Here is a 20,653-nt window from a genome sequence, read left to right on the forward strand (position 1 = left end):
GAAGATGATTTATGAGATTTTTATTTTTATTATCTATGTTTAGTTTAAATGTGTTTATCGTTATCTCTGCATTTTTAAAACAAGTTATGGATATAGATATCGAACCATTATATTATCCTTTTATAGTGGTAATTGCATTATTAAACTTATGCTACTTTACTTACTTACTTTTTGTTGAGAAGAAAGTAAATAAAAGTTTTTTACTACTATTTTTATTTACCTTTGTACTTATAGTTGCTTTTTTAAGTAGTGGATATAATCATACAAAAATTGTCCAAAATAACATGTTACTATATTTAATTTGGTCAATGCCTGCAGCACTTGCAGGCATTTATGTAGCTAGAATTGATAAAAGTATATTCGAAAAATTTTGTAAGGTTATATTTTATACATTTTCAATTTTATTAATAATGACTATTTTAATTCCTTATTTAAGAGGTAAGTTAGAAACTCCAATTAGTATTGGGCTAATGAATTATCAAAACGTTTCATATATTGCTGCATTTACAACAGGATTAGGATTTTACTTTACAACTGCTTCTTCAATAAAACATAAATTATTGTACTTGATTGTTTCGTTATTATTAATTCCAATTGTAGTTATTGCAGGTGGCCGAGGTGGAGCAGTAGTAATAATAATATATTTTGTGATTACTTTAATAAATATATATTTTAATAAGAAAGTACATGCATTTTATAAAGTATTGTTATTAATAGGTATTATAGCAAGTTTGATAGCTTTTGCGAATTTAGTAACGACCATTGATAAGGAAGGTAGACTATTTTCATATATTACAGATGATGGAATCTCTTTAGAAGAAGGATCTTCAGGACGAGACGTAGTTTATAAGATGGATATGAATGCTATTTCTAAGAAACCTGTTTTCGGTTATGGATTATTTAATTATTATCAACATACATTTGGTGTTCCACATAATTTAATTCTAGAAATAATTCTAATCGGTGGATATTTTTTATTAATACTCTTTATAATTTTTAGCATTTATTTGTTAGTAAAGTATATTAGATTTTACCGAAAAGATAAATCGGATAGATTAACTTTATATATTTTTGTATATCCTATAACGCTTTTAATGTTTAGCACTAACTTTTTAATTGTATCAGAATTTTGGTTTTTTATATTCTATATTTTAAGTAGAAATAATAAAGGATATATTAATCCTAATAACAAAAAAATAGAAGAAGCATGATGCCTCTTCTATTTTTTTATAACTTTTCGTCCTAATTTAATTGAAGGTATTTCAATAAATTTAAATGAAAGATAAGAAATTATATAAGTTAGTACTATGCTTATTAAAATAATTAAGTCATCAGATAGTTTTCCACGGAAAACAGAAATAACTGTCAAAAATATAATTGTATGATACAGATAGGTGCTATATGATAATTGTCCATTAGTAACGAATGCTTTATTACCTAATAATTTTGTTAGGCGTTTGGATTGTATTGCACAAATGATAATTATAGCAGAGCCAAGCAGAATTCCCCAATCTGAGAAATAATAAAATACATTATATAACTTTTTAAAGCCTAGTAGACTCGGGACTAAATAGATTGCTCTTGAATATATGTATAAAGTTATACCTATTATAAAGAGAAATAATTTTATCTTTGGTGTTTGTTTGTTCCATATTTCTGTAATTTTTTCGACATTAAGAGCAAGTATAGCTCCTACCACAAACATTAAGACATAGTGAGTAGTATCAAAAATACTAGTATGATAACCTTTAGAAGGTAATAAACCGATATAATTCATGAAAATTGAGATAATTGAAACTATCAAAGCTCCGATTAATACTTTTTTATGAGAATATTTGAGTAAAGCTAAAATAATTAAAGGAAATATGATTGATATTCTTAATTCATGTACTAATGACCATATGACTGGATTATAGTGAGTAGTATCAAAGTTAGGAATTAATAATAAATGATTTATTAAATCAATTGAATTAGGATCTTTTTGCCACTTACTTTCAATCCATGCACCTAAGCTAGAGAAATTATTTTTATTTGCAAATAGATAATAGCAACTAAAAGTAAACACTATACATACTAAGTAAGGGACATATATTCTAAAGAGTCTTTTTATTATGTAATGTTTATAACTATCTTTTTTATTGATAATAGATAGTGCTAAAACAAAGCCGCTCAAGGTAAAAAAGAATATTACTGCTTCATGAGAAGCCCAAAATATATATAATGGTGAAACTTCTAATAACAAACCTGGTAAATAAAATATTGCGAGAGTATGGCTAATTATAACTGATAAAGCAGCAAGCCCTCTCAAGACATCAAGTTGTTCAAATCTTTTCAAATTAACACCCACATTTCCATATAGTAATTATTTTAATTTTACCATATTAATTCTTTACTATCATAAATGTGGAGAAATTTTGTCTATAGAATAGGTGGAAAATATGAATATATTATTTTTAACATTATTAAATTTAGAAGATTTAAATCAAACAGGAATTTATCATGATTTAGTCAACGAACTCAGTGCCAAAGGCAATAATGTCACTGTGGTTTCAGCATCTGAGAAAAGACACGGCGGAAAGACTGAATTACTTTGTTCTAAAGGGATTGATGTCTTAAAGGTTCAAATCGGAGACATCACTCAAACGAGTTATTTTAAAAAAGGCATTAATACCTTAAGAATTGAAGGGTTATACAAAAAAGCAATTAACAAATTTCTTTCAGACAAATCTTTTGATCTTATAATTTATACAACCCCGCCAATTACTTTTAATAACTTAGTTAAAAAACTAAAAAAACAGCATAATGCTAAATCATTCTTATTGTTAAAAGATATTTTTCCACAAAATGCGGTAGATTTAGGTTTGTTCAAAGAGAATGGACCAATTTATAAACTTTTTAGAGGTAAAGAAAAGAAATTATACGAAATCTCTGATTACATGGGTGCGATGAGTGAAGCTAACATTCAATTTGTTAAAGCTCATAATCAAGTTGATTTAAAGTCGACTGTTATCAGAAATGCTTTATATGAATTAGACTATTCTATTGATGAGGAAGAAAAATTAGATTTATTATCAAGATTAGGTTTAGATCCTGATAAGCGTATATTTTTATATGGTGGTAATTTAGGGGTACCACAGGGTGTTGAGTTTATTAAGAAGGTTATGTCTCGTTTTAATGAAGTTGAGGGTGGTCAATTACTTATTGTAGGTAACGGTACGCATTTTAAAACAATTAAGTCCCATAGTGATAAGTTACAGTATGATAATGTGAATGTACTAAATGCCTTACCGAAAGCTGACTATGATAGATTAGTGTCAGTTTGTGATGTTGGTTTAATTTTCTTAGATAATAGATTTACAATACCTAACTACCCATCAAGACTTACGAGTTTATTAAATGCCAGAAAACCTATTCTAATGGCGACAGATGTTAATACTGACATTAAAGATGAGGTTCTAAAATATAATTGTGGATTATGGTCTCCAAGTGATGATGTAGAGTCATTTATTAAGAATGCCAAACAGATGGCGTCTATGGATTTAAAAGAACTTAAGGATAATGCATATCGAATGTATGTGAGTGAGTTTAGAATTGAAGATAATGTGGATAAATTATTAGAAATGGTAAAATAAAGTCAGTCCTATTTTGGACTGACTTTATTGTTGTGCTTATTAATGATTTTTCTGCCGTAATTTATACCTGGTACTTCTATGTATCTATATGAGAATGCTGCTGTAAGTGTTGTTGCTACTAATGTTAGAATGAAAAGTATTATTAGCAATAATACATTACTTTTGCTATAGAATCCCATTAATTTAAAGAAGTGTACAAAGATATCGATGTAGAAGAAATGAATAAGATACATACTAAAACTGATCTGTCCTAGAAATGCAGTAGTATTATTTACTACGACTTTTGGCTGGAGTTGAGCGATATAATAAATTGCCAGGACAAAGATGATACCGAAGAAATAGTGATTAAAATATGTTAAATAGCTGATATATGTAAAACTACTAAATAGTATGAAAGCAAGTATTAGTAGCGTAAGATAAAGATACTTAATTTTATAAAAGTTAATGGTAGTATTGACACGTTGTTGATGTTTTAACAGGAAATATAATAAAATACCTAAACAAAAGATAGGAAACTGATTTAAAAACCAATAGTAATAGTAAATGTATAAACTTGATTTAAAACCATATAGATAGAGTCCAGATAATGTTGATATAATACCTAGGATAAAGGCAAAAACAGTCAGCATGCTTATGGACTTAAGTGTCTTAATCTTTTTAAAGATCAGCGGTAGACATAGATAGAATAGAAATTCATTCGATACAGACCATCCACCAGGCACAAAACTAAATAAAAAGTTCATGTGAAGCATATTGGTGAATGTGATAGAAGCGATAAAGTTTGATATAGAATGATTGTATGAAACAGCACTCTGTATACCTGTAATGTTAAAGATAACCGAAACGATAAAATAGAATAATAAAGCTGAATAATAAGCAGGAGCAATTCTAAAAATTCTTTTTATGAAGAAACTCTTAGTGTGTATTTCATCATTGCGATTAAGAGAAATCATTAGAGTTAGTGCACTGACGATGAAGAAAAGCTGAACACCTTTGTTTCCATTATGACCGATATTATATAGAATTGAAGGGATTTCTGGAAAAGCTGCGGTAACATGTGTTAGTAAAACACCTAGTATTGCAAATCCTCTTAATGAGTCGATATACTTAAGTTTTTTCATTATCTTATGTCCTTATCATTAATATTTACTTTAATTTTAGCATTTAATATGAGTTGATTTATTAATTAATTATTTCAATACAATAAAGTTTTTATTTCACTTCGAGATTTAAGATATAGATTTGGATTTTAGAGATTCTTCAATTAGAGTATCATGATGTTCAATTGAGCGTCTAATGTTTTCCCGGGTAATAAATACCGCCACTGAGCAATCAGTGGCGGTATTATTTTTATATCTATTGAGTTATTTTGTAGTTGTGTATTGATATTATACGCCAGCATTCGTCCATGTTGCATAGACTGTATCTGCTGCTTGTTGGCCGTATAGATCCATCGCTGCTTGAGATAATGCTTGTTTCGCATCAGCGAATGTTGAATTCACTGTCAAGTATTGTGTTAATGCACGGTAATAGATTTTTTCTACTTTATCTTGTCCTAACTGATTCACCGTGTCATAAGCGATTTTGTTCGGAATACCTGAGTTCGTGTGTACGCCACCGTTATCTGATGTCGTATTCACGTATTGTACCATTGTTGCCGGCTGATTATATAGGTTAGGGTTAGACATACTTCTTAAAGCATCTCCAGCTTTGTTTGGTGTATACACATCTTCCCCGATAGTTGCATCATCATTATCGATGAAGTATGCAAATACGTCAGACATACTTTCATTTAATGCACCTGATTGTCCTTGGTATTCTAAGTTCGCTGTTTCTTGAGTCACACCGTGTGTTATTTCATATGCTACAACGTCTTTTGCTCCGGCAAGTGGACGGAATGTTACACCGTCTCCGTCACCATAGACAATTTTATCTCCCATCCATGCTGCGTTATTACGGTTGTTGAATCCAATGTTATTCGCATGAACGATTGATACTAACGGACTGCCTGCGTTGTCATATGATTCACGGCCAAATTTATTTTTATAGTATTTATAAGTTAAGTCTGCGTAGTAGTTGGCGTCAACTCCTGGTCGTTGAGTTGTAGCGTCAAACTTACGGTCTCTATCTGTAATGATATTTGCTTGTCCTGTACTTTCATCATAGTTATAGGCTGCTTTATATCCTGTGTTTGTTAAGTCTTGTAGGTAGTACGTACGTTTTTGGCTATTTAGGTTAATCGTTTTGTATCACCTAATACACCTACACCTGTTCCTGTTGTTGCAGTATGCTGCGCTAAGTTTAATTTTTCAACGATTGCACCGGTTTGTGCATCTACTTTAATAATGTAGTGTGTAGCTTTCGGTGTTACAGTAATAATTTCAACTGTATAGACATTTTTATTTTTATCTTCGTCAATTTCTAAGTCAGCACGTTTCACTGTCGGGTTACCTAAGTTACTTGCTGCCTGCTGATTGATGTTAATTGCACTGAAGGCATTTTGAATGGCCTGATCTTTAGAGATTGAGACAGTGTTTGTTGGATTTACTTCTTTTGCATCTAATGCACCATTCACAAGAACGACTTCACCTTGTGGATTCACATGGACTTTGATTTCTTTATCTGTTGCAAAGCGTCCATTTGCTTTTGGTTGTAATGTGTAGTGTGTGAATCCAAGTACATCCTGATTAACATCTGTTACTTCATATTTACTATACGTTTGTTTGATGGCTTTAGCGCCAGGTAAGTTCTTCAGTACATTTTTAATGTCCTGTTTGTTTTGTACTTTTTGTTTAACTTCTAGTTGCTTATATGATTGAGTCTGTGCGTCTGCCTGAATGTTAAGTGTTGAACCAAGTAATGTTGCTGATACTGCTGTAGCTAATAATTTTTTATTCATGTTTCGTCACCTCTTAAGTGTAAATTGATACGTTTCCACGTATTATTCCTCTATATATGCTTATTTGTACCTCATTAAACCTCATATTGGTATATTTATTATATCTGTTACATGTTTTTAATATATATTACATATGCATTTTGCATTAATTAGTGAATGCACGGATAATTATTTACATCAGTGTCTTCTTTCTGTAATAAAGGTATGAGAAAATAAATTAATAAGAAACTTAGGAGGGTAACATGAGAAAGTTTAATTATTTATTAGGAGTAGTGTTAACAGGTAGTGTTTTATTATCTGGTGGAAATAGTGCACAAGCGATGGAATCAGATTATTATTATGATGGGATGAAACCTGCTACAAAGCAAATCGCTTATCCGATTGTTAAGAGTTATCCGAACAGTAAGACATTTATGAAAGCTATTCCGAATCGTTATACGAAGTATGCTGCTATTGGGCGTATTGCGAATAAGAATGGCTGGGCAGGTCCAGAATATGAAACAATGGGTAGTGGTTTTGTCATTGATGATCATACGATTTTAACGAATGCCCATGTGATTGATGATGAACATGGTAAAGCAACGGCGCCAAAGTATTTAACATTTGAGATGAACCGTAATGAAGCGGATATTCCTCATAAGTTTGCAGTGACTAAAGTGGTTAAAGTTCCTTATGCAGATGTTGCATTAGTGCATACGAAAGTGAAGCTGACTGATTATGTGAAGCCGATGAAACTTGCGACAGATAACCAGATTGCACGTTTAAAACAAGGTCAGGTGTTATTTAGTGTGGGCTATCCGTTTGACGGTAAGATTTATGAGAAGCGTTATTTTAACCGTGCATTATTTATTATGCGTACAGCGAATCAAACGGAGTTTGTTATGAAAGATAAGTTCCGTGCCGGTGCATCAGGTTCACCGTTATTTGATAGTAAGATGCGCGTTTATGGTTTAAGAACATATGGTTATGATTTATACGGAGAGTATGACACGCCATATGCGAAAGCAGAGTATAGTGGAGCAGAAGCATTATATGGATATACAGGACAATATGTACTCGATCATATGTATTAATTTAAGGGGGCACTTCGCAAGAAGTGCTTATTTTTTATCTTCTTTTATGATTTTTTTATTAAACTTTTATTTTCTATACTTTTAATTATCTTTTAACGATTGTTTTATCTATTATTTTTTCTTTATTTAAATTTTTTAAGTATTTTGAAAATTAGTGTAGATTTTTACGGTTTAATGCCTTAAAATAAATATGTGAATGTAAACGATTTCATTCGGGGAGGATACACAGGGGTATGGAAAATAATCTTAAACAGAAAAAAGAAATCAATGTTTGGTGGGCATTAGTACCATTAGTCTTTATGATTGCAAGTATGATATTTACAGTTGTAGTGCTTAAACAAGCACCACACATTCCATTGATGATCGGTACAGCGATTGCTGCGATCGTTGCACATCAACATGGTTTCACTTGGGAAGAAATCGAAGAAATGATGTACAAGGGGATTAAGTTAGCATTACCAGCCATCGTTATTATTATCCTTGTTGGTTTAGTAATCGGTGCATGGATTGGTGGCGGTGTAGTTGCAACGATGATCTATTATGGTCTGAAGTTAATCTCACCTGGTATGTTCTTAGTAACGATTTGTATTATCTGTGGTATCGTTGCACTTGCGATTGGTTCAAGCTGGTCAACAATGGCAACGGTAGGTGTTGCAGGTATGGGGATTGGTTTAAGTATGGATATTCCTGCAGGTATGATTGCAGGAGCGGTTATTTCTGGTAGTTATTTCGGTGATAAAATGAGCCCGTTAAGTGATACAACAAACTTAGCGTCTGGATTGACGGGAACGCCGTTATTTGATCATATTAAGCATATGTTCTATACGACGATTCCGGGTATTATTATTGCACTTGTTGCATATTTCTTTATCGGTCGTCAGTTCGCCAGTGGTCACATGGATACGAAGAAGATTGATAGTATTATTAATGCTATGGAATCACAATTCGTTATTTCTCCGTGGTTATTACTAATTCCGGTTATCGTAATCGTGTTAGTTGCTTTTAAAGTGCCAGCAGTTCCGGCACTTGTTGTAGGGATTATCCTTGGTGCGGGTGCTCAGCAGTTAATTCAAGGCGATGATATGAAGACTGTCATCACAACATTACAAGAAGGTTATACAATGAAGTCTGACAATAAACTTGCGACTGAGTTATTCAACCAGGGTGGTTTAGAGTCAATGTTCTTTACTATTTCGATGACAATTGTAGCGATGACGTTTGGTGGTATTTTAGAATTTAGTGGTATGCTTAATGCATTAATATCTAAAGTATTATTAGTAGCGAAATCAACTGGTAGCTTAATTACTGCAACAATTGCGAGCTGTTTCTTAACGAATGCTACATGTTCAGAGCAGTATATTAGTATTGTAGTACCGAGTCGTATGTACTTACGTGCATTTATTGATAAAGGATTACATCCGAAGAACTTATCACGTTGTTTAGAGGATAGCGGAACTTTAACGAGTGTATTCGTACCATGGAATACATGTGGGGTATTCATTGCAGGAACGCTTGGAGTAGGTGTAGCAGAGTATGCACCGTATGCGATTCTGAATATGGTTGTACCGTTCATCTCAATTCTATACGGATTCACTGGCTTTAAGATTGTGAAGTTAACGAAGGATGAGCAGACACAATTTAATCAACAGAACTTACAACCTGCTGAATTAGCTTAAGTAGAGTGAAACGAAAAAGAACTCAAGCTTTGATTCTTGAATCAAGACTTGAGTTCTTTTGTTTCATTTTTAATTATCGATTTACTACACTGAATCCAGGGTCTAACTTAGGTTTTTTCGTAGCTTTCTTAGTACGGTCTACAACACTGAATCCAGGGTCTAACTTAGGTTTTTTCGTAGCTTTCTTAGTACGGTCTACAACGCTGAATCCAGGATCTAATTTAGGTTTTTTCGTAGCTTTTTTAGTACGGTCTACCACGCTGAACCCAGGGTCTAACTTAGGTTTTTTAGTTGCTTTTTTAGTACGGTCTACAACACTGAACCCAGGGTCTAATTTAGGTTTTTGAGTAGAATTTTTAGTGCGATCCACAACACTGAATCCAGGATCTAATTTAGGTTTTTGAGTACTTGCGTCAGCTGATGCGCTGAATAATGTTGTTGCAGTGATAACAGATAATGTTACAGTTGAAACCAATTTATTGAATTTCATATAGATATCTCCTTAATTTTGATATCCGTATTATACATTGATTTCAAATTAAATACAATTTAAAACAAAAAACTGCAGAAATATCATCTGCAGTTTAATTAGCTATAATTTTATCATATTTATTTTTATTAAAGTGATGCGTTGCGATTTATAAACGACTCTTTAACAGCTTCTCTATAACGGTCAATTAACAGGCGTAATGTGTGAGCATCATTTTCACTGAATTTCACAGTTGATTTCTCAATTTGTTCTTCATATTCACCGATGATTGTTTCAACGAGTTTGATGCCTTCATCAGTAAGTTTCGTACAAACTTTACGCTCATCGTCTTTACGGCGTTCTTTCGCCACAAGACCCATCGTACGTAATTTTTTTGTTTTAGTACTTGCTGAATCCATTTTATATGAAATATCTCTTTGTATTTCAGCTATTGTACTTTCTTTATCCTGATATAGTTTAAAAAGGATCAGGAATTCTGTATATGAAATCCCATATGCATTATTTAAGGATTCATTGAGACTTGCTTCTATTAAACTCACTGTCTTAAATAATGATTGTTCTAATTCGATCATAAAATTCGCCCATTTCTATTAGTTTATTTGCGGTTGGTGTTAAGCGTTAACCGTGCGTTAACTGAAATGTTAATAAAATTTAGTTTCTTTAATTTTATTGTTTACACGTAAGATATTTCACGACATCAACTTTGATAGTATATCATAAAAATAATTGTGTGACACTCAAAAATTATGAAATTTTGGCGTTAGAGTCATGTTTTGTTCGTGTTTTTACTAAATTTAGTAAAAAAATGTGATGTTTCTAACGTTTTATATGTGAAAAAACTATATTTTTTTAAATGATACTTAATAATTATTTCTGTTTTAATTATTCTATATTTTAATATATTGTTATAGCGATATAGTGTGTAACGATGAAAATTTAATACATTTTTTAAAGTTTATACTTTTGTTAAATTGCGTCATGAGTAGTTACACAGAAGTTAATAGTGTTTTAGTGTTAATAATGTAAATATTTTGTCAATAAATAATTTGATTGTAAATTTATTTACTCTATTGCATGTATATTAAAAATTTTAAAGATAATAGATTTTTATGGTTGATATTTTTACATTAGATTTGAACAAAATATGAACATTTTTTTGTAAGCGTTATTTTTGATTAATTTGATTAATGTTGATTTGATTTTTTTGAGTGACATGCATAAATTGTTTTATCATTGTGCGTGTTTTGATTAAACTATTGTTAAGTAAGAAGTAAGAAGAAATAAGTTAGAAGCTAAGAATAATAAAATAAATTATATTTAATAATGAAAGGGTGAGTGTGATGAGTGAAATTAGAGATATCGTCATTAGAAAGGCAACATTAAATGATTCAGAGGTGATTGATCGTATTCAGCAGCGTGCGCTTGAGGTGTTAACCAATACTGAAGAGCTTGATCCTGTTGCGCTTGATGAGTTACAGGAGAATATTCGTCACGGATTAATGGCGGTGGCTGAGGTTGATGGAGTGGTTGCTGCTTTTAGAACGATGCATATTCCTGAGGAGGATTACTTAGGGCCTTACTACGGAATAGAGGATGCGGCAGCGGAAGGTTTAATTTATTCAGATATCACGATTGTTGATCCGGATTATCGCGGGTTGTCACTGCAGCGTCGTTTAGGTGAGTGGTTGTTTAGTAAAATGGGTGATTACAAGATTATTATGGCGACCGTACATCCTAATAATACGCCAAGTTTAAAGGATAAGTTTCATCTAGGGATGCAGGTGATTGCCATGGATCGCTTATATGGTGGGAAGCTCAGATTTATCTTTATGAAAGACTTAATGCATGAATATTCATTTATTGATGCTGTACACGTGAATCGTCATGACGAGGCACATATTAACATGTTAATTAAAGAAGGGTACCGCGGTTTTGCACTTGAGGGTGAGGATATCATATTCGGGAAATATTCCACTAAGCCTTTAGGATGATAGCAAAATGTTAACTTTGCGTGTATGATAAGTGTATTGTGAGGTGCAGATAATGAGAAGAAGTGAAAAGAAACGCGGCGGTTGTCTGAAATGGATTGTAATTGCCTGCGCGATAATTTTAATTGCAATTGGTTTATATGTAAGTAATGCATACTTTAAGGTAAGGGATACGGCAAATAATATCCAACACAAGATTGATGGACGTGATAAATCTGATTTACGTGATAAGAGTGTCAGTATCGCAAATAAGGATGCCATCAGCGTGGCGTTATTTGGTGTAGATGCGAACGCTCAGCGTCTGTCTTCAGGCGACAAAGGGCGTAGTGATTCAATCATCTTAATGAGTATCAACCCAAAAGAGAATAAGACGGTAATGCTGAGTATTCCGCGTGATACATATAGTGAGATGGTCGGTAAAGGTACGCAGGAGAAGATTGCCCACGCTTACGCTTATGGTGGTGCGAAGATGGCGGTTCAGTCAGTTGAGAAACTGATGAATGTACCGATTGATTATTATGCGACGATTAATATGGATGGTATGCATGACATGATCGATAAGGTCGGTGGTATCGATGTGAAGAGTAATGCTACTTTTAATGCGAATGGTTTTGACTTTACGAAGGGTGAGACGGTTCATCTGGATGCAGATAAGGCGTTAGCATTCATCCGTGCACGTAAAGGCGACGGTGCCGGTGGTGACTTCGGTCGTCAGGAACGTCAGCAGATTGTGATTCAAGGCATTGCGCATAAAGTAATGAACGTGCAGTCGGTGACACGTCTTGATTCAATCTTAAAGAATGTTGAAGGCAATGTCGTCACAGATATGTCGTTTGATGATCTGAAAGGTTTAGGGTTGTCTTATCGCAGTGCGATGGATAATGTGAAGAAATATCAGCTGACGGGTGAAGGGACGATTATGGCAGATAACTTATGGTACTTCCTGCCGAACGAAGATCAGAAGTTAGAGGTCAGAAATCAATACATGGATAATTTAGGATTATAGCCATAAAGAATGAAGCGTTTTCATTTTGATGTTATACTTAAGATGAAGATGAGAGAGGGGCTGAGATCAATGAATTATCAACATGTTTTAATTCCTGTAGACGGATCTATCGTAAGTGAGTATGCATTTCAGAAGGCGCTGGATATCGCTAAGCGTAATGATGCGAAAGTAACCATTGCCCACGTTGTGGATATCAGAACATATGCCAATGTGGAAGCAACACACGGTTCAATGTCTGAAAATGCGGATAAGTATACTGAAAAGATGCTTGCCGGATATAAGGATATTGCGCAAAAAGCTGGTATAAAGGAAGTAGATACACGTATCGGTCATGGTGCAGCACGCCAGGTACTTACGAAAGAAATTGCACCGGATGTACAGTGTGATTTAATTGTATGTGGTTCAAGTGGTATCAATGCACTGGAACGTTTCGTGTTAGGTAGTGTATCTGAAGCAATCGTACGTAACGCGAAGTGTGATGTATTAGTCGTACGTACAGAACAAGTACCGGATGACTATACACTGGAGTCATTTACTGAAGCGTTTAGAAGAAAATATAGTAATAACTGATAACACAAAGAGAGGCCAGACATTTGTCTGGCCTCTCTTTGTGTTTATATGTTATTTACTTATCTATCTTATCCTTCACCGTTTAATTTAACTAAGATCTTCACTTGTGATTTATCGTTTGTTAATGTTTCAAATCCTTCAGTGACGATTTCATCTAATTCAATTTCTTTAGTGATTGTGTTTTCTGTGTCCAGCTGTCCGCTGCCTAATAGGTCAATGGTTTGTTGGTAGCTTGCTCTAGAATAAGCGATTGTAGAAGTGATTTGTACCCCTTTATTTGTAAGTTGAAGTGGTGGCCATGCAATATCACCTGCATAGATTGACACGATAACCATCTTACCGCGTGGGCGTGTTGCTTCAATTGACTGTTTAAATGTCGCTTGTACGCCGGCTACTTCAAATGAACGGTCAACTCCGCCTGGTACGATTTCCTTAATCGCTTCTACAGGATCCCCTTCACCTGAATTCACGATATGTGTAGCACCGCATTCTTTTGCTTTTGCCAGACGTTCTTTAGATAAGTCTAGTACGATAATTTTACTTGCACCTGCTGCACGTGCTGCTAATGTTGTATATAATCCGATTGGACCTGCACCAAATATCGCTACAGTATCTCCAAATTGCATTTCACTTTCTTTAACAGCTTGTACCCCAACTGCAAGGGGTTCGATGGTCGCTGCAACGCGTAGTGAGATTGAATCCGGTAAATGATAGACGTTTGTTTCCGGTACGTTCACTAAATCTGTGAAGCCACCGTCTGTGTGTAATCCGATAAAACTGAAGCCATCATATACATCTAATTCATCGACGCTTTTGCCGTGAGTGATTGTCGGGTTAACAGACACGCGGTCACCGACTTTAAAGTCTTTTACCTCACTGCCCACTTCGACAACGGTACCTGAGAACTCATGTCCCATAATTAACGGTGCTTTGCCGCCAGTGAGTTCATCGTTCTTATCAACAGGGATGAATACCGGACCTTCCTGGTATTTGTGTAAGTCTGAACCGCAAATACCAGCATAACCAACTTTGACACGCACTTCATTCGGTAACATTGCTCGAATTTCTTTTTCTTCAACGCGAATATCTTTAGGACCATACCATACTGCTGCTTTCATCTGCCTCACTCCTTGTTATTGTTTACTACGGTTATATTATATCAAATATTTGGAAAGTATTAAATGAATTGATAGACAATTCATAAAAATAAAACTTTTTTGTTGCAGTTGTGTGAGGGTGTTTGATTATTTAATTTTTTTAGGTAGGTACTGATGGTGATAAAGCTGTTATATAAAAGTGTGTATTTTATATATAACAACTATGTGAAAATAGTATCAAAATTATTTTATTTGATGCTTTGAATGTAGTGTTGACGCTTGATAGAAGTCTTTTAAGAAAAATTGATTTTTTTCACAAAGTTATTGTCTTCTGTCATCGGTTGTGGTAATTTTAAGTTGTCAAAAAAATTAGTCATCAGATGACTTCATGAGTCAAAAGTGATGAGGGGGTTAATTTATGAGTGAAAGAAAGTCTAATGTACGCTGGATGTTTGCATTGATGTTTTTCTTAATTGGGGTAATCGCGTACATGGACCGTGCGAATATTTCGTATATCGCGGGTCCAATGATGGAAGACTTAAATATGTCAAAAGCACAGTTCGGGATGCTTGGTTCTATATTTGCAGCAGGTTATGCGTTAATGCAGGTGCCTGCAGGGATTATGGCTGAGAAGTTTGGTCCGAAGAAGATGTTAACATTTGCGTTAGTTTGGTGGAGTGCATTTACGATCCTGACTGGGGTTGTTAGACACCACGGATTATTATATACAATGCGTTTCTTATTTGGTATCGGGGAAGGTCCGATGTATCCGTCAAACGCCGTATTTAATACCTACTGGTTTGCAAAGTCTGAGAAGGGCCGTGCTTCAAGTGCGTTACTTGCCGGGAGTTACTTTGGTCCAGTTATCGCGCCGTTTGTAACCATTGCTATTTATCAGGCGTTCGGTTGGCAGGCGGTATTCTATATTTTTGGTGCGATCGGATTTTTAATTGCATTATTGTGGGTGATTATTGCAAAAGATTTACCGGAACATCATAAGATGGTCAACGAAGCGGAGAAAGCTTATATTATCGAGAATCGTGATGCTGTAGGTGGTGCTACAAAAGAAACTGCACCTTGGGGACGTTTCTTCAAACGCTTTAGTTTCTATGCCATCGCTGGGCAATACTTTGTTGTACAGTTCGTTATTTCTTTATTCTTAATCTGGTTACCGACTTACTTACAGGAAGAATATCATGTTGTATTAAAGGATATGCCGTTTAAAGCAGCCGCACCATGGTTGATCATGTTTATTTTAATTATGGCCGGTGGATCAATTTCAGATGCGATTGTTGCACGTGGTCACTCTAAGTTTAAAGCGCGTGCAAGTATCGCGATCTTCGGATTTATCGTTTTCGGAGTATCATTATTCTTGTCAGTTCAGACAAATGACATGACGATGAACTTAATCTACTTATCTTTATGTTTAGGTGGGGTTGGTCTATCGATGGGAATGAGCTGGGCATCAGCTGCTGACCTAGGTCGTAACTTCTCAGGAACAGTTTCAGGATGGATGAACCTTTGGGGGAATGTTGGTGCATTCTTAAGTCCGTTCTTAGGTGGATTATTAGTACAGAAATTAGGTTGGGATACAACATTCTATTTAATGCTTATCCCAGCAGCGATTGCTATTATTTTATGGTTCTTCGTAAAACCTGATGAACCATTATTAGAAGAACATCGCAATGCTTAGACTAAAAAAACCGATTCTAACGAATCGGTTTTTTTATATGAGCTTTCTTACTGTAACCTGATAGACGATATTGATGATGATAGCAGCTGCCGCAATAACGGTTAAGGCGAAGTGTTGCGGTACACCTGTTGCATAACCATAGATAGTAATCAGCATCATTGCTGCGGGTAACAGGATATTGGTGATTTTGAATGCATTGTACAGTCCTGTAAAGATGGTGTACATCTCTTCTTTTGTCAATGAGTCAATCAGTTTATCATCAAAGTCTGCTTCAAAGTTCTCCGGTAAGTCTTTTTCCGGATAGAGTTTATTGATCATACTGTATCCGTAATAGCGCATTAATATAGAAAGGATAAGGACGATGATACTAATAATACCTAGATAAAGTGGTGCATCATTGATACTGATGAGTAGCATTGAACCGAGTGCAAAATAAAATGAGATAATGATAGCAATATTCATTTCGGAGAATTTCTTAAATGATGCTCTATCCTGTTCGTAATGTTCGAGTGTCGGATCATTATCGACCTTATAGGCAAGTTTACTGTAGATAAAAGCGATTAGTGCAAATAGTACAGCCAGAATGCATAACACAATGATATAAGGGGTAGAAGTAAGTAGATCGGTTAATGGGACTTTCCAGAAATCAATCGTAAGTAGCATTGTTGCTGCAAAGATGATAATGATGAATGGTAATATGTATTTTCTAAACATAGTGGCCTCCTCTTTTTTAATTAGTATACCCAATTATTTTATCTTGAGACAGGTTATTTGATTTGATTAATTAGAATGAATACTATATAATAATTATTATAAATAAGAAATCAAAGGAGAGATTTAAATGGCTAAAAAAACACAGGAAAATAAAGTGGTTGCAGCATTAAATCAACAAGTCGCAAACTGGACAGTATTATATACGAAGTTACACAACTATCATTGGTACGTAAAAGGACCTCACTTCTTTAGCTTACACACTAAATTTGAAGAGTTATATGATGAAGCAAACATCTATATCGATGAATTGGCAGAACGTATTTTAGCAATTGACGGTAACCCGATTGCTACACTGAAAGAAAGCTTAGATTTATCAGTTGTTAAGGAAGCGAAGAAAAACTTAGCAGCAGAAGATATGGTCAAAGATCTATCAAAAGACTTCGATAAAGTGATTAAACAGTTACAGGAAGGTAAGGAAGTAGCTGAGGAAGCTGGCGATGAAATGACGGCTGATCAGTTCTTAGGTATGATTACTTCTCTTGAAAAGCATAACTGGATGTTAAAATCATTCTTAGGTTAATTATTTAGTTTGTACACCTCAAGTAGTATTGAGGTGTATTTTTTTGTATTTTCATATATATTGTAAGTAAGCAGGGGTGAATATAATGGAAGATAAAATAAGACAGTGTATTAGAATCGCGAAGATGTACTATGAAGAAAATCTTGGCCAGAAAGCAATAGCAGATGAACTAAACATTTCAAGACCTACTGTGTCAAGACAACTACAGTTTGCAAAAGATATCGGTATTGTTAATATTACAATCCATGATCCATATGAGCGCAGTGAGGAACTCGCAGAATTACTGAAAGATAAGTATGGTTTGAAGACAGTCATCATCAGAGAAGTTTCAAGCGATAAGAATGAAGTGGTATTAAATGCGATTTCAGAAGCAGCGGCAGAATTTCTGCATGATCATGTAAAGAATGGGGATACAGTGGGAGTCAGCTGGGGTAAGACGATGTATGAAACGGCCTGTCTGATGAAACCGACGAATTTAACAGGCGTAACCACGATTCAGCTGAAAGGTGGCATTTCGCATTCTAATATTAAGACCAATGCGCATGAAACACTAGCGCTATTCGCCAAAAGTTTTAATTCTATTCCGCGAGACTTGCCTGTGCCGGTGATCTTTGATAATAAGCAGGTCAGAAAGCTCGTGAGTGAAGATCGTCATATTAAAGGGATACTGAATAAAGGTAAGGCGTGTGATATCGCAATCTATACAACCGGTACGGTACGCGATGAGGCGCTGTTATTTAAGTTAGGTTTCTTGTCGGATGACGAGGTAAAGCGCTTAAAGCAGGAAGCGGTGGGTGATATTTGTTCACGCTTCTATAATAAGGACGGCAAGATTGCAGATGTCTGGGTAGATGACCGTACGATGGGTGTAACGCTTGAGACATTGAAGAACACTCCGATGAGTATACTCGTTGCCGGTGGGAAGCATAAAGTCGAAGCGATTCGTGGTGCATTGACAGGTGGTATTCCGAATGTATTGATTACAGATAGTATTACGGCTAAGCAATTAATTTAATCTGAACGTATTTTCAGTTATTGTTTTTACTTTTGTTCATATTTTGTTATAATGAAATTGAAATTAAGGGAGGAATAATAATTATGAATTTAGCAAAGTATATTGATCATACAGCCTTAAAGCCTGAGACTACAGTAAAGCAGATTGACCAGTTAATCGAAGAAGCAAAAACTTACAACTTTATGAGCGTATGTGTGAACCCGACGTACGTGAAGTATGCTGCTGACAAATTAAACGGTACAGATGTATTGGTATGTACAGTCATTGGATTCCCGTTAGGCGCTAATACTCCTGATGTGAAAGCATTTGAAACGAAATCAGCCATCAGTAATGGTGCTGGTGAAGTGGATATGGTTGTAAACATCGGTGCAGTGAAAGATGCTAACTATGACTTAGTACGTGAAGATATTAAAGCAGTTGTTGATGCTGCAGGTGACGTTACAACGAAAGTAATTATCGAAACTTGTCTATTAACAGATGAAGAAAAGGTGCGCGTTTGTGAGATCGCTAAAGAAGTAGGTGCTGACTTTGTGAAGACATCTACAGGATTCTCTACAGGTGGCGCTACAGTTGAAGATATTCAGTTAATGCGTAAGACAGTTGGAGCAGATATAGGTGTGAAAGCATCAGGTGGCGTACGTTCTTATGAAGACGTTAAAGCGATGATTGATGCAGGTGCGACTCGTATCGGCGCATCAGCAGGCGTACAAATCTTAAAAGGTGAAGAGGCAACGGGAGATTATTAATCTCTCGTTTTCCGGTAATATGATGTAAGCGTATACAAAAGGAGGATGAACGTAATGAGAATGGTAGATATTATTGCAAAGAAACGTGACGGACATGCTTTAACGAAAGAAGAAATTGAATTCTTCATTAAAGGGTATACTGATGGTTCAATTCCTGATTACCAGGCATCAAGTTTAGCGATGGCCATCTTCTTTCAGGATATGAATGATGAAGAACGTGCTAACTTAACGATGGCCATGGTGGAAAGTGGTGACCAGATTGACTTAAGTGCCATCGAGGGTATTAAAGTAGATAAACACTCAACAGGTGGGGTGGGTGACACTACGACATTAGTACTCGGACCATTAGTAGCAGCGCTTGATATTCCGGTGGCGAAGATGAGTGGCCGCGGATTAGGGCATACAGGTGGAACGATTGATAAGTTAGAAGCGGTTGAAGGCTTCCATGTTGAGATTTCTGAAGAAGAGTTCGCACGCATCGTTAATGAAGATAAGTTAGCGGTCATTGGTCAGACAGGCAACTTAACACCAGCTGATAAGAAGTTATATGCATTACGTGACGTGACAGGAACGGTGAATTCTATTCCGTTAATTGCATCAAGTATTATGAGTAAGAAGATTGCAGCCGGTGCAGATGCCATCGTATTAGATGTGAAGACCGGTGCAGGTGCATTTATGAAGACAGACGAAGATGCAGAAATGCTTGCTCATGCGATGGTGAAGATCGGTAATAACGTCGGCCGTAATACGATGGCGATTATTTCTGATATGAGTCAGCCATTAGGCTATGCGATCGGGAATGCGTTAGAAGTACAGGAAGCCATTGACACATTACGCGGTGAAGGACCAGAGGACTTAACAGAATTAGTATTAACTTTAGGTAGTCAAATGGTGGTTCTCGCTGGTAAAGCTGATAATTTAGAAGCAGCACGTGAAAAGTTACAGGAAGTAATTCGAAACGGTAAAGCATTAGAGAAATTCAAGACATTTTTAAGCAATCAAGGTGGCGACCCATCAGTTGTTGATGATGTGACGAAATTACCGCAAGCAAAATATAAGATTGAAGTGCCTGCCAAACAAACAGGTGTCGTAAGTAAGATTGTCGCAGATGAAATCGGAGTAGCATCAATGCTGCTTGGCGCAGGTCGTGCAACGAAAGAAGATTCAATCGATCTAGCCGTTGGACTCATGTTACGTAAGAAAGTCGGCGATAAGGTTGAAGAAGGAGAATCGTTAGTCACAATCTATGCGAACCGTGAAAACGTCGATGATGTGATGAAAAAAATCTATGACAATATCGAAATCTCTGATCATGCCGAAGCACCGATATTAGTGCATAAGGTGATTACGGAGTAGAGCGTTGTGGTGAGCTGATGTGACTGATAAAAGTGATATATCAGACAAGAAACATTAGAATGCATGTAATAACGATCAAACAAGTCCGATAAACGTAATATATCGGACAAGAATCATT

At 35.2% G+C, this 20,653-nt stretch carries 18 protein-coding genes and 1 pseudogene; 12 read left to right on the top strand and 7 right to left on the bottom strand.

Translation table 11 applies throughout. The features are described 5' to 3' along the window. Positions 1-11: 11 nt before the first annotated feature. Positions 12-1,211: an O-antigen ligase family protein gene (locus ACMGE6_RS05960; RefSeq protein ID WP_414054796.1), complete on the top strand. Its 1,200-nt coding sequence runs from the start codon at positions 12-14 to the stop codon at positions 1,209-1,211. Positions 1,212-1,219: 8 nt separating this feature from the next. Here ACMGE6_RS05960 and ACMGE6_RS05965 read toward each other — a convergent pair whose 3' ends face one another. Next, positions 1,220-2,335, bottom strand: coding sequence for an acyltransferase family protein (locus ACMGE6_RS05965; protein WP_414054797.1), 1,116 nt, complete (start codon positions 2,333-2,335; stop codon positions 1,220-1,222). A gap of 103 nt (positions 2,336-2,438) precedes the next feature. On the opposite strand from ACMGE6_RS05965, the gene ACMGE6_RS05970 reads away from it, so the two are divergent. Then, positions 2,439-3,632: a glycosyltransferase family 4 protein gene (locus ACMGE6_RS05970; RefSeq protein ID WP_414054798.1), complete on the top strand. Its 1,194-nt coding sequence runs from the start codon at positions 2,439-2,441 to the stop codon at positions 3,630-3,632. A gap of 8 nt (positions 3,633-3,640) precedes the next feature. Here ACMGE6_RS05970 and ACMGE6_RS05975 read toward each other — a convergent pair whose 3' ends face one another. Next, a complete protein-coding gene (locus tag ACMGE6_RS05975) occupies positions 3,641-4,753 on the bottom strand; it encodes an acyltransferase family protein (protein ID WP_414054799.1) in 1,113 nt (370 codons plus the stop codon). Positions 4,754-5,020: 267 nt separating this feature from the next. Further along, positions 5,021-6,531: pseudogene (locus ACMGE6_RS05980) on the bottom strand (M4 family metallopeptidase). A gap of 242 nt (positions 6,532-6,773) precedes the next feature. On the opposite strand from ACMGE6_RS05980, the gene ACMGE6_RS05985 reads away from it, so the two are divergent. Both ACMGE6_RS05985 and nhaC read left to right on the top strand, forming a co-directional pair. Continuing rightward, positions 6,774-7,604, top strand: a complete 831-nt coding sequence (locus ACMGE6_RS05985; protein WP_414054800.1) for a trypsin-like serine peptidase — start codon at positions 6,774-6,776, stop codon at positions 7,602-7,604. Positions 7,605-7,837: 233 nt separating this feature from the next. Beyond that, a complete protein-coding gene (gene nhaC, locus ACMGE6_RS05990) occupies positions 7,838-9,280 on the top strand; it encodes a Na+/H+ antiporter NhaC (protein WP_414054801.1) in 1,443 nt (480 codons plus the stop codon). A 73-nt stretch (positions 9,281-9,353) separates the two neighbouring features. Here the strand turns inward: nhaC and ACMGE6_RS05995 are convergent, their stop codons facing one another. Then, positions 9,354-9,770, bottom strand: a complete 417-nt coding sequence (locus tag ACMGE6_RS05995) for a hypothetical protein (RefSeq protein ID WP_414054802.1) — start codon at positions 9,768-9,770, stop codon at positions 9,354-9,356. Between the two features lie 128 nt (positions 9,771-9,898). Then, entirely contained in the window at positions 9,899-10,342 is a 444-nt protein-coding gene (locus ACMGE6_RS06000; RefSeq protein WP_414054803.1) for a MarR family winged helix-turn-helix transcriptional regulator, read from the bottom strand. Positions 10,343-11,110: 768 nt separating this feature from the next. Here ACMGE6_RS06000 and ACMGE6_RS06005 point away from each other — a divergent pair. From ACMGE6_RS06005 to ACMGE6_RS06015, 3 genes are all read left to right on the top strand, one after another. Continuing rightward, positions 11,111-11,761 (top strand): GNAT family N-acetyltransferase, encoded by a 651-nt coding sequence (locus ACMGE6_RS06005; protein WP_414054804.1) that lies wholly within the window; start codon positions 11,111-11,113, stop codon positions 11,759-11,761. A 52-nt stretch (positions 11,762-11,813) separates the two neighbouring features. Next, complete coding sequence (locus ACMGE6_RS06010) at positions 11,814-12,764, top strand: LCP family glycopolymer transferase (protein WP_414054805.1); 951 nt, start codon at positions 11,814-11,816, stop codon at positions 12,762-12,764. 69 nt (positions 12,765-12,833) lie between these two features. Then, complete coding sequence (locus ACMGE6_RS06015; RefSeq protein WP_414054806.1) at positions 12,834-13,334, top strand: universal stress protein; 501 nt, start codon at positions 12,834-12,836, stop codon at positions 13,332-13,334. Between the two features lie 68 nt (positions 13,335-13,402). On the opposite strand, the gene ACMGE6_RS06020 is transcribed toward ACMGE6_RS06015, so the two are convergent. Beyond that, on the bottom strand, positions 13,403-14,452 hold the full coding sequence (locus ACMGE6_RS06020) for a 2,3-butanediol dehydrogenase (protein ID WP_414054807.1): 1,050 nt from the start codon (positions 14,450-14,452) through the stop codon (positions 13,403-13,405). A gap of 397 nt (positions 14,453-14,849) precedes the next feature. Between ACMGE6_RS06020 and ACMGE6_RS06025 the strand changes: the two genes are divergently transcribed. Then, complete coding sequence (locus ACMGE6_RS06025) at positions 14,850-16,124, top strand: MFS transporter (RefSeq protein WP_414045631.1); 1,275 nt, start codon at positions 14,850-14,852, stop codon at positions 16,122-16,124. Positions 16,125-16,157: 33 nt separating this feature from the next. Here ACMGE6_RS06025 and ACMGE6_RS06030 read toward each other — a convergent pair whose 3' ends face one another. Next, positions 16,158-16,838 carry a hypothetical protein gene (locus ACMGE6_RS06030; RefSeq protein ID WP_414047231.1) on the bottom strand — a complete coding sequence of 227 codons (681 nt, stop codon included), beginning with the start codon at positions 16,836-16,838 and terminating at the stop codon, positions 16,158-16,160. Between the two features lie 127 nt (positions 16,839-16,965). Between ACMGE6_RS06030 and ACMGE6_RS06035 the strand changes: the two genes are divergently transcribed. The 4 genes from ACMGE6_RS06035 (at position 16,966) to ACMGE6_RS06050 (ending at position 20,535) form a co-directional block, all read left to right on the top strand. Beyond that, the gene (locus ACMGE6_RS06035) at positions 16,966-17,418 is read left to right on the top strand and encodes a Dps family protein (protein WP_414045633.1); all 453 of its coding nucleotides are present in this window, start codon (positions 16,966-16,968) and stop codon (positions 17,416-17,418) included. 82 nt (positions 17,419-17,500) lie between these two features. Further along, the gene (locus ACMGE6_RS06040) at positions 17,501-18,433 is read left to right on the top strand and encodes a sugar-binding transcriptional regulator (RefSeq protein ID WP_414054836.1); all 933 of its coding nucleotides are present in this window, start codon (positions 17,501-17,503) and stop codon (positions 18,431-18,433) included. Positions 18,434-18,516: 83 nt separating this feature from the next. Beyond that, on the top strand, positions 18,517-19,179 hold the full coding sequence (gene deoC, locus ACMGE6_RS06045) for a deoxyribose-phosphate aldolase (protein ID WP_414054808.1): 663 nt from the start codon (positions 18,517-18,519) through the stop codon (positions 19,177-19,179). Positions 19,180-19,233: 54 nt separating this feature from the next. Then, positions 19,234-20,535 (top strand): pyrimidine-nucleoside phosphorylase, encoded by a 1,302-nt coding sequence (locus ACMGE6_RS06050; RefSeq protein ID WP_414054809.1) that lies wholly within the window; start codon positions 19,234-19,236, stop codon positions 20,533-20,535. The last annotated feature ends 118 nt before the right edge of the window (positions 20,536-20,653 follow it).

It is taken from the genome of Macrococcus equi (assembly GCF_047426745.1).
Lineage (GTDB): Bacteria > Bacillota > Bacilli > Staphylococcales > Staphylococcaceae > Macrococcoides > Macrococcoides equi.

Excerpts from the sequence above, each read along its gene's own strand:
- ACMGE6_RS06030 (WP_414047231.1), bottom strand. The coding sequence starts at position 16,838 with ATGTTTAGAAAATACATATTACCATTCATCATTATCATCTTTGCAGCA.
- ACMGE6_RS06025 (WP_414045631.1), top strand. The coding sequence starts at position 14,850 with ATGAGTGAAAGAAAGTCTAATGTACGCTGGATGTTTGCATTGATGTTT.
- ACMGE6_RS06010 (WP_414054805.1), top strand. The coding sequence starts at position 11,814 with ATGAGAAGAAGTGAAAAGAAACGCGGCGGTTGTCTGAAATGGATTGTA.
- ACMGE6_RS06020 (WP_414054807.1), bottom strand. The coding sequence starts at position 14,452 with ATGAAAGCAGCAGTATGGTATGGTCCTAAAGATATTCGCGTTGAAGAA.
- ACMGE6_RS06000 (WP_414054803.1), bottom strand. The coding sequence starts at position 10,342 with ATGATCGAATTAGAACAATCATTATTTAAGACAGTGAGTTTAATAGAA.
- nhaC (WP_414054801.1), top strand. The coding sequence starts at position 7,838 with ATGGAAAATAATCTTAAACAGAAAAAAGAAATCAATGTTTGGTGGGCA.
- ACMGE6_RS05995 (WP_414054802.1), bottom strand. The coding sequence starts at position 9,770 with ATGAAATTCAATAAATTGGTTTCAACTGTAACATTATCTGTTATCACT.
- deoC (WP_414054808.1), top strand. The coding sequence starts at position 18,517 with ATGAATTTAGCAAAGTATATTGATCATACAGCCTTAAAGCCTGAGACT.
- ACMGE6_RS06035 (WP_414045633.1), top strand. The coding sequence starts at position 16,966 with ATGGCTAAAAAAACACAGGAAAATAAAGTGGTTGCAGCATTAAATCAA.
- ACMGE6_RS06050 (WP_414054809.1), top strand. The coding sequence starts at position 19,234 with ATGAGAATGGTAGATATTATTGCAAAGAAACGTGACGGACATGCTTTA.
- ACMGE6_RS06005 (WP_414054804.1), top strand. The coding sequence starts at position 11,111 with ATGAGTGAAATTAGAGATATCGTCATTAGAAAGGCAACATTAAATGAT.
- ACMGE6_RS05975 (WP_414054799.1), bottom strand. The coding sequence starts at position 4,753 with ATGAAAAAACTTAAGTATATCGACTCATTAAGAGGATTTGCAATACTA.
- ACMGE6_RS06015 (WP_414054806.1), top strand. The coding sequence starts at position 12,834 with ATGAATTATCAACATGTTTTAATTCCTGTAGACGGATCTATCGTAAGT.
- ACMGE6_RS05985 (WP_414054800.1), top strand. The coding sequence starts at position 6,774 with ATGAGAAAGTTTAATTATTTATTAGGAGTAGTGTTAACAGGTAGTGTT.
- ACMGE6_RS05960 (WP_414054796.1), top strand. The coding sequence starts at position 12 with ATGAGATTTTTATTTTTATTATCTATGTTTAGTTTAAATGTGTTTATC.
- ACMGE6_RS05970 (WP_414054798.1), top strand. The coding sequence starts at position 2,439 with ATGAATATATTATTTTTAACATTATTAAATTTAGAAGATTTAAATCAA.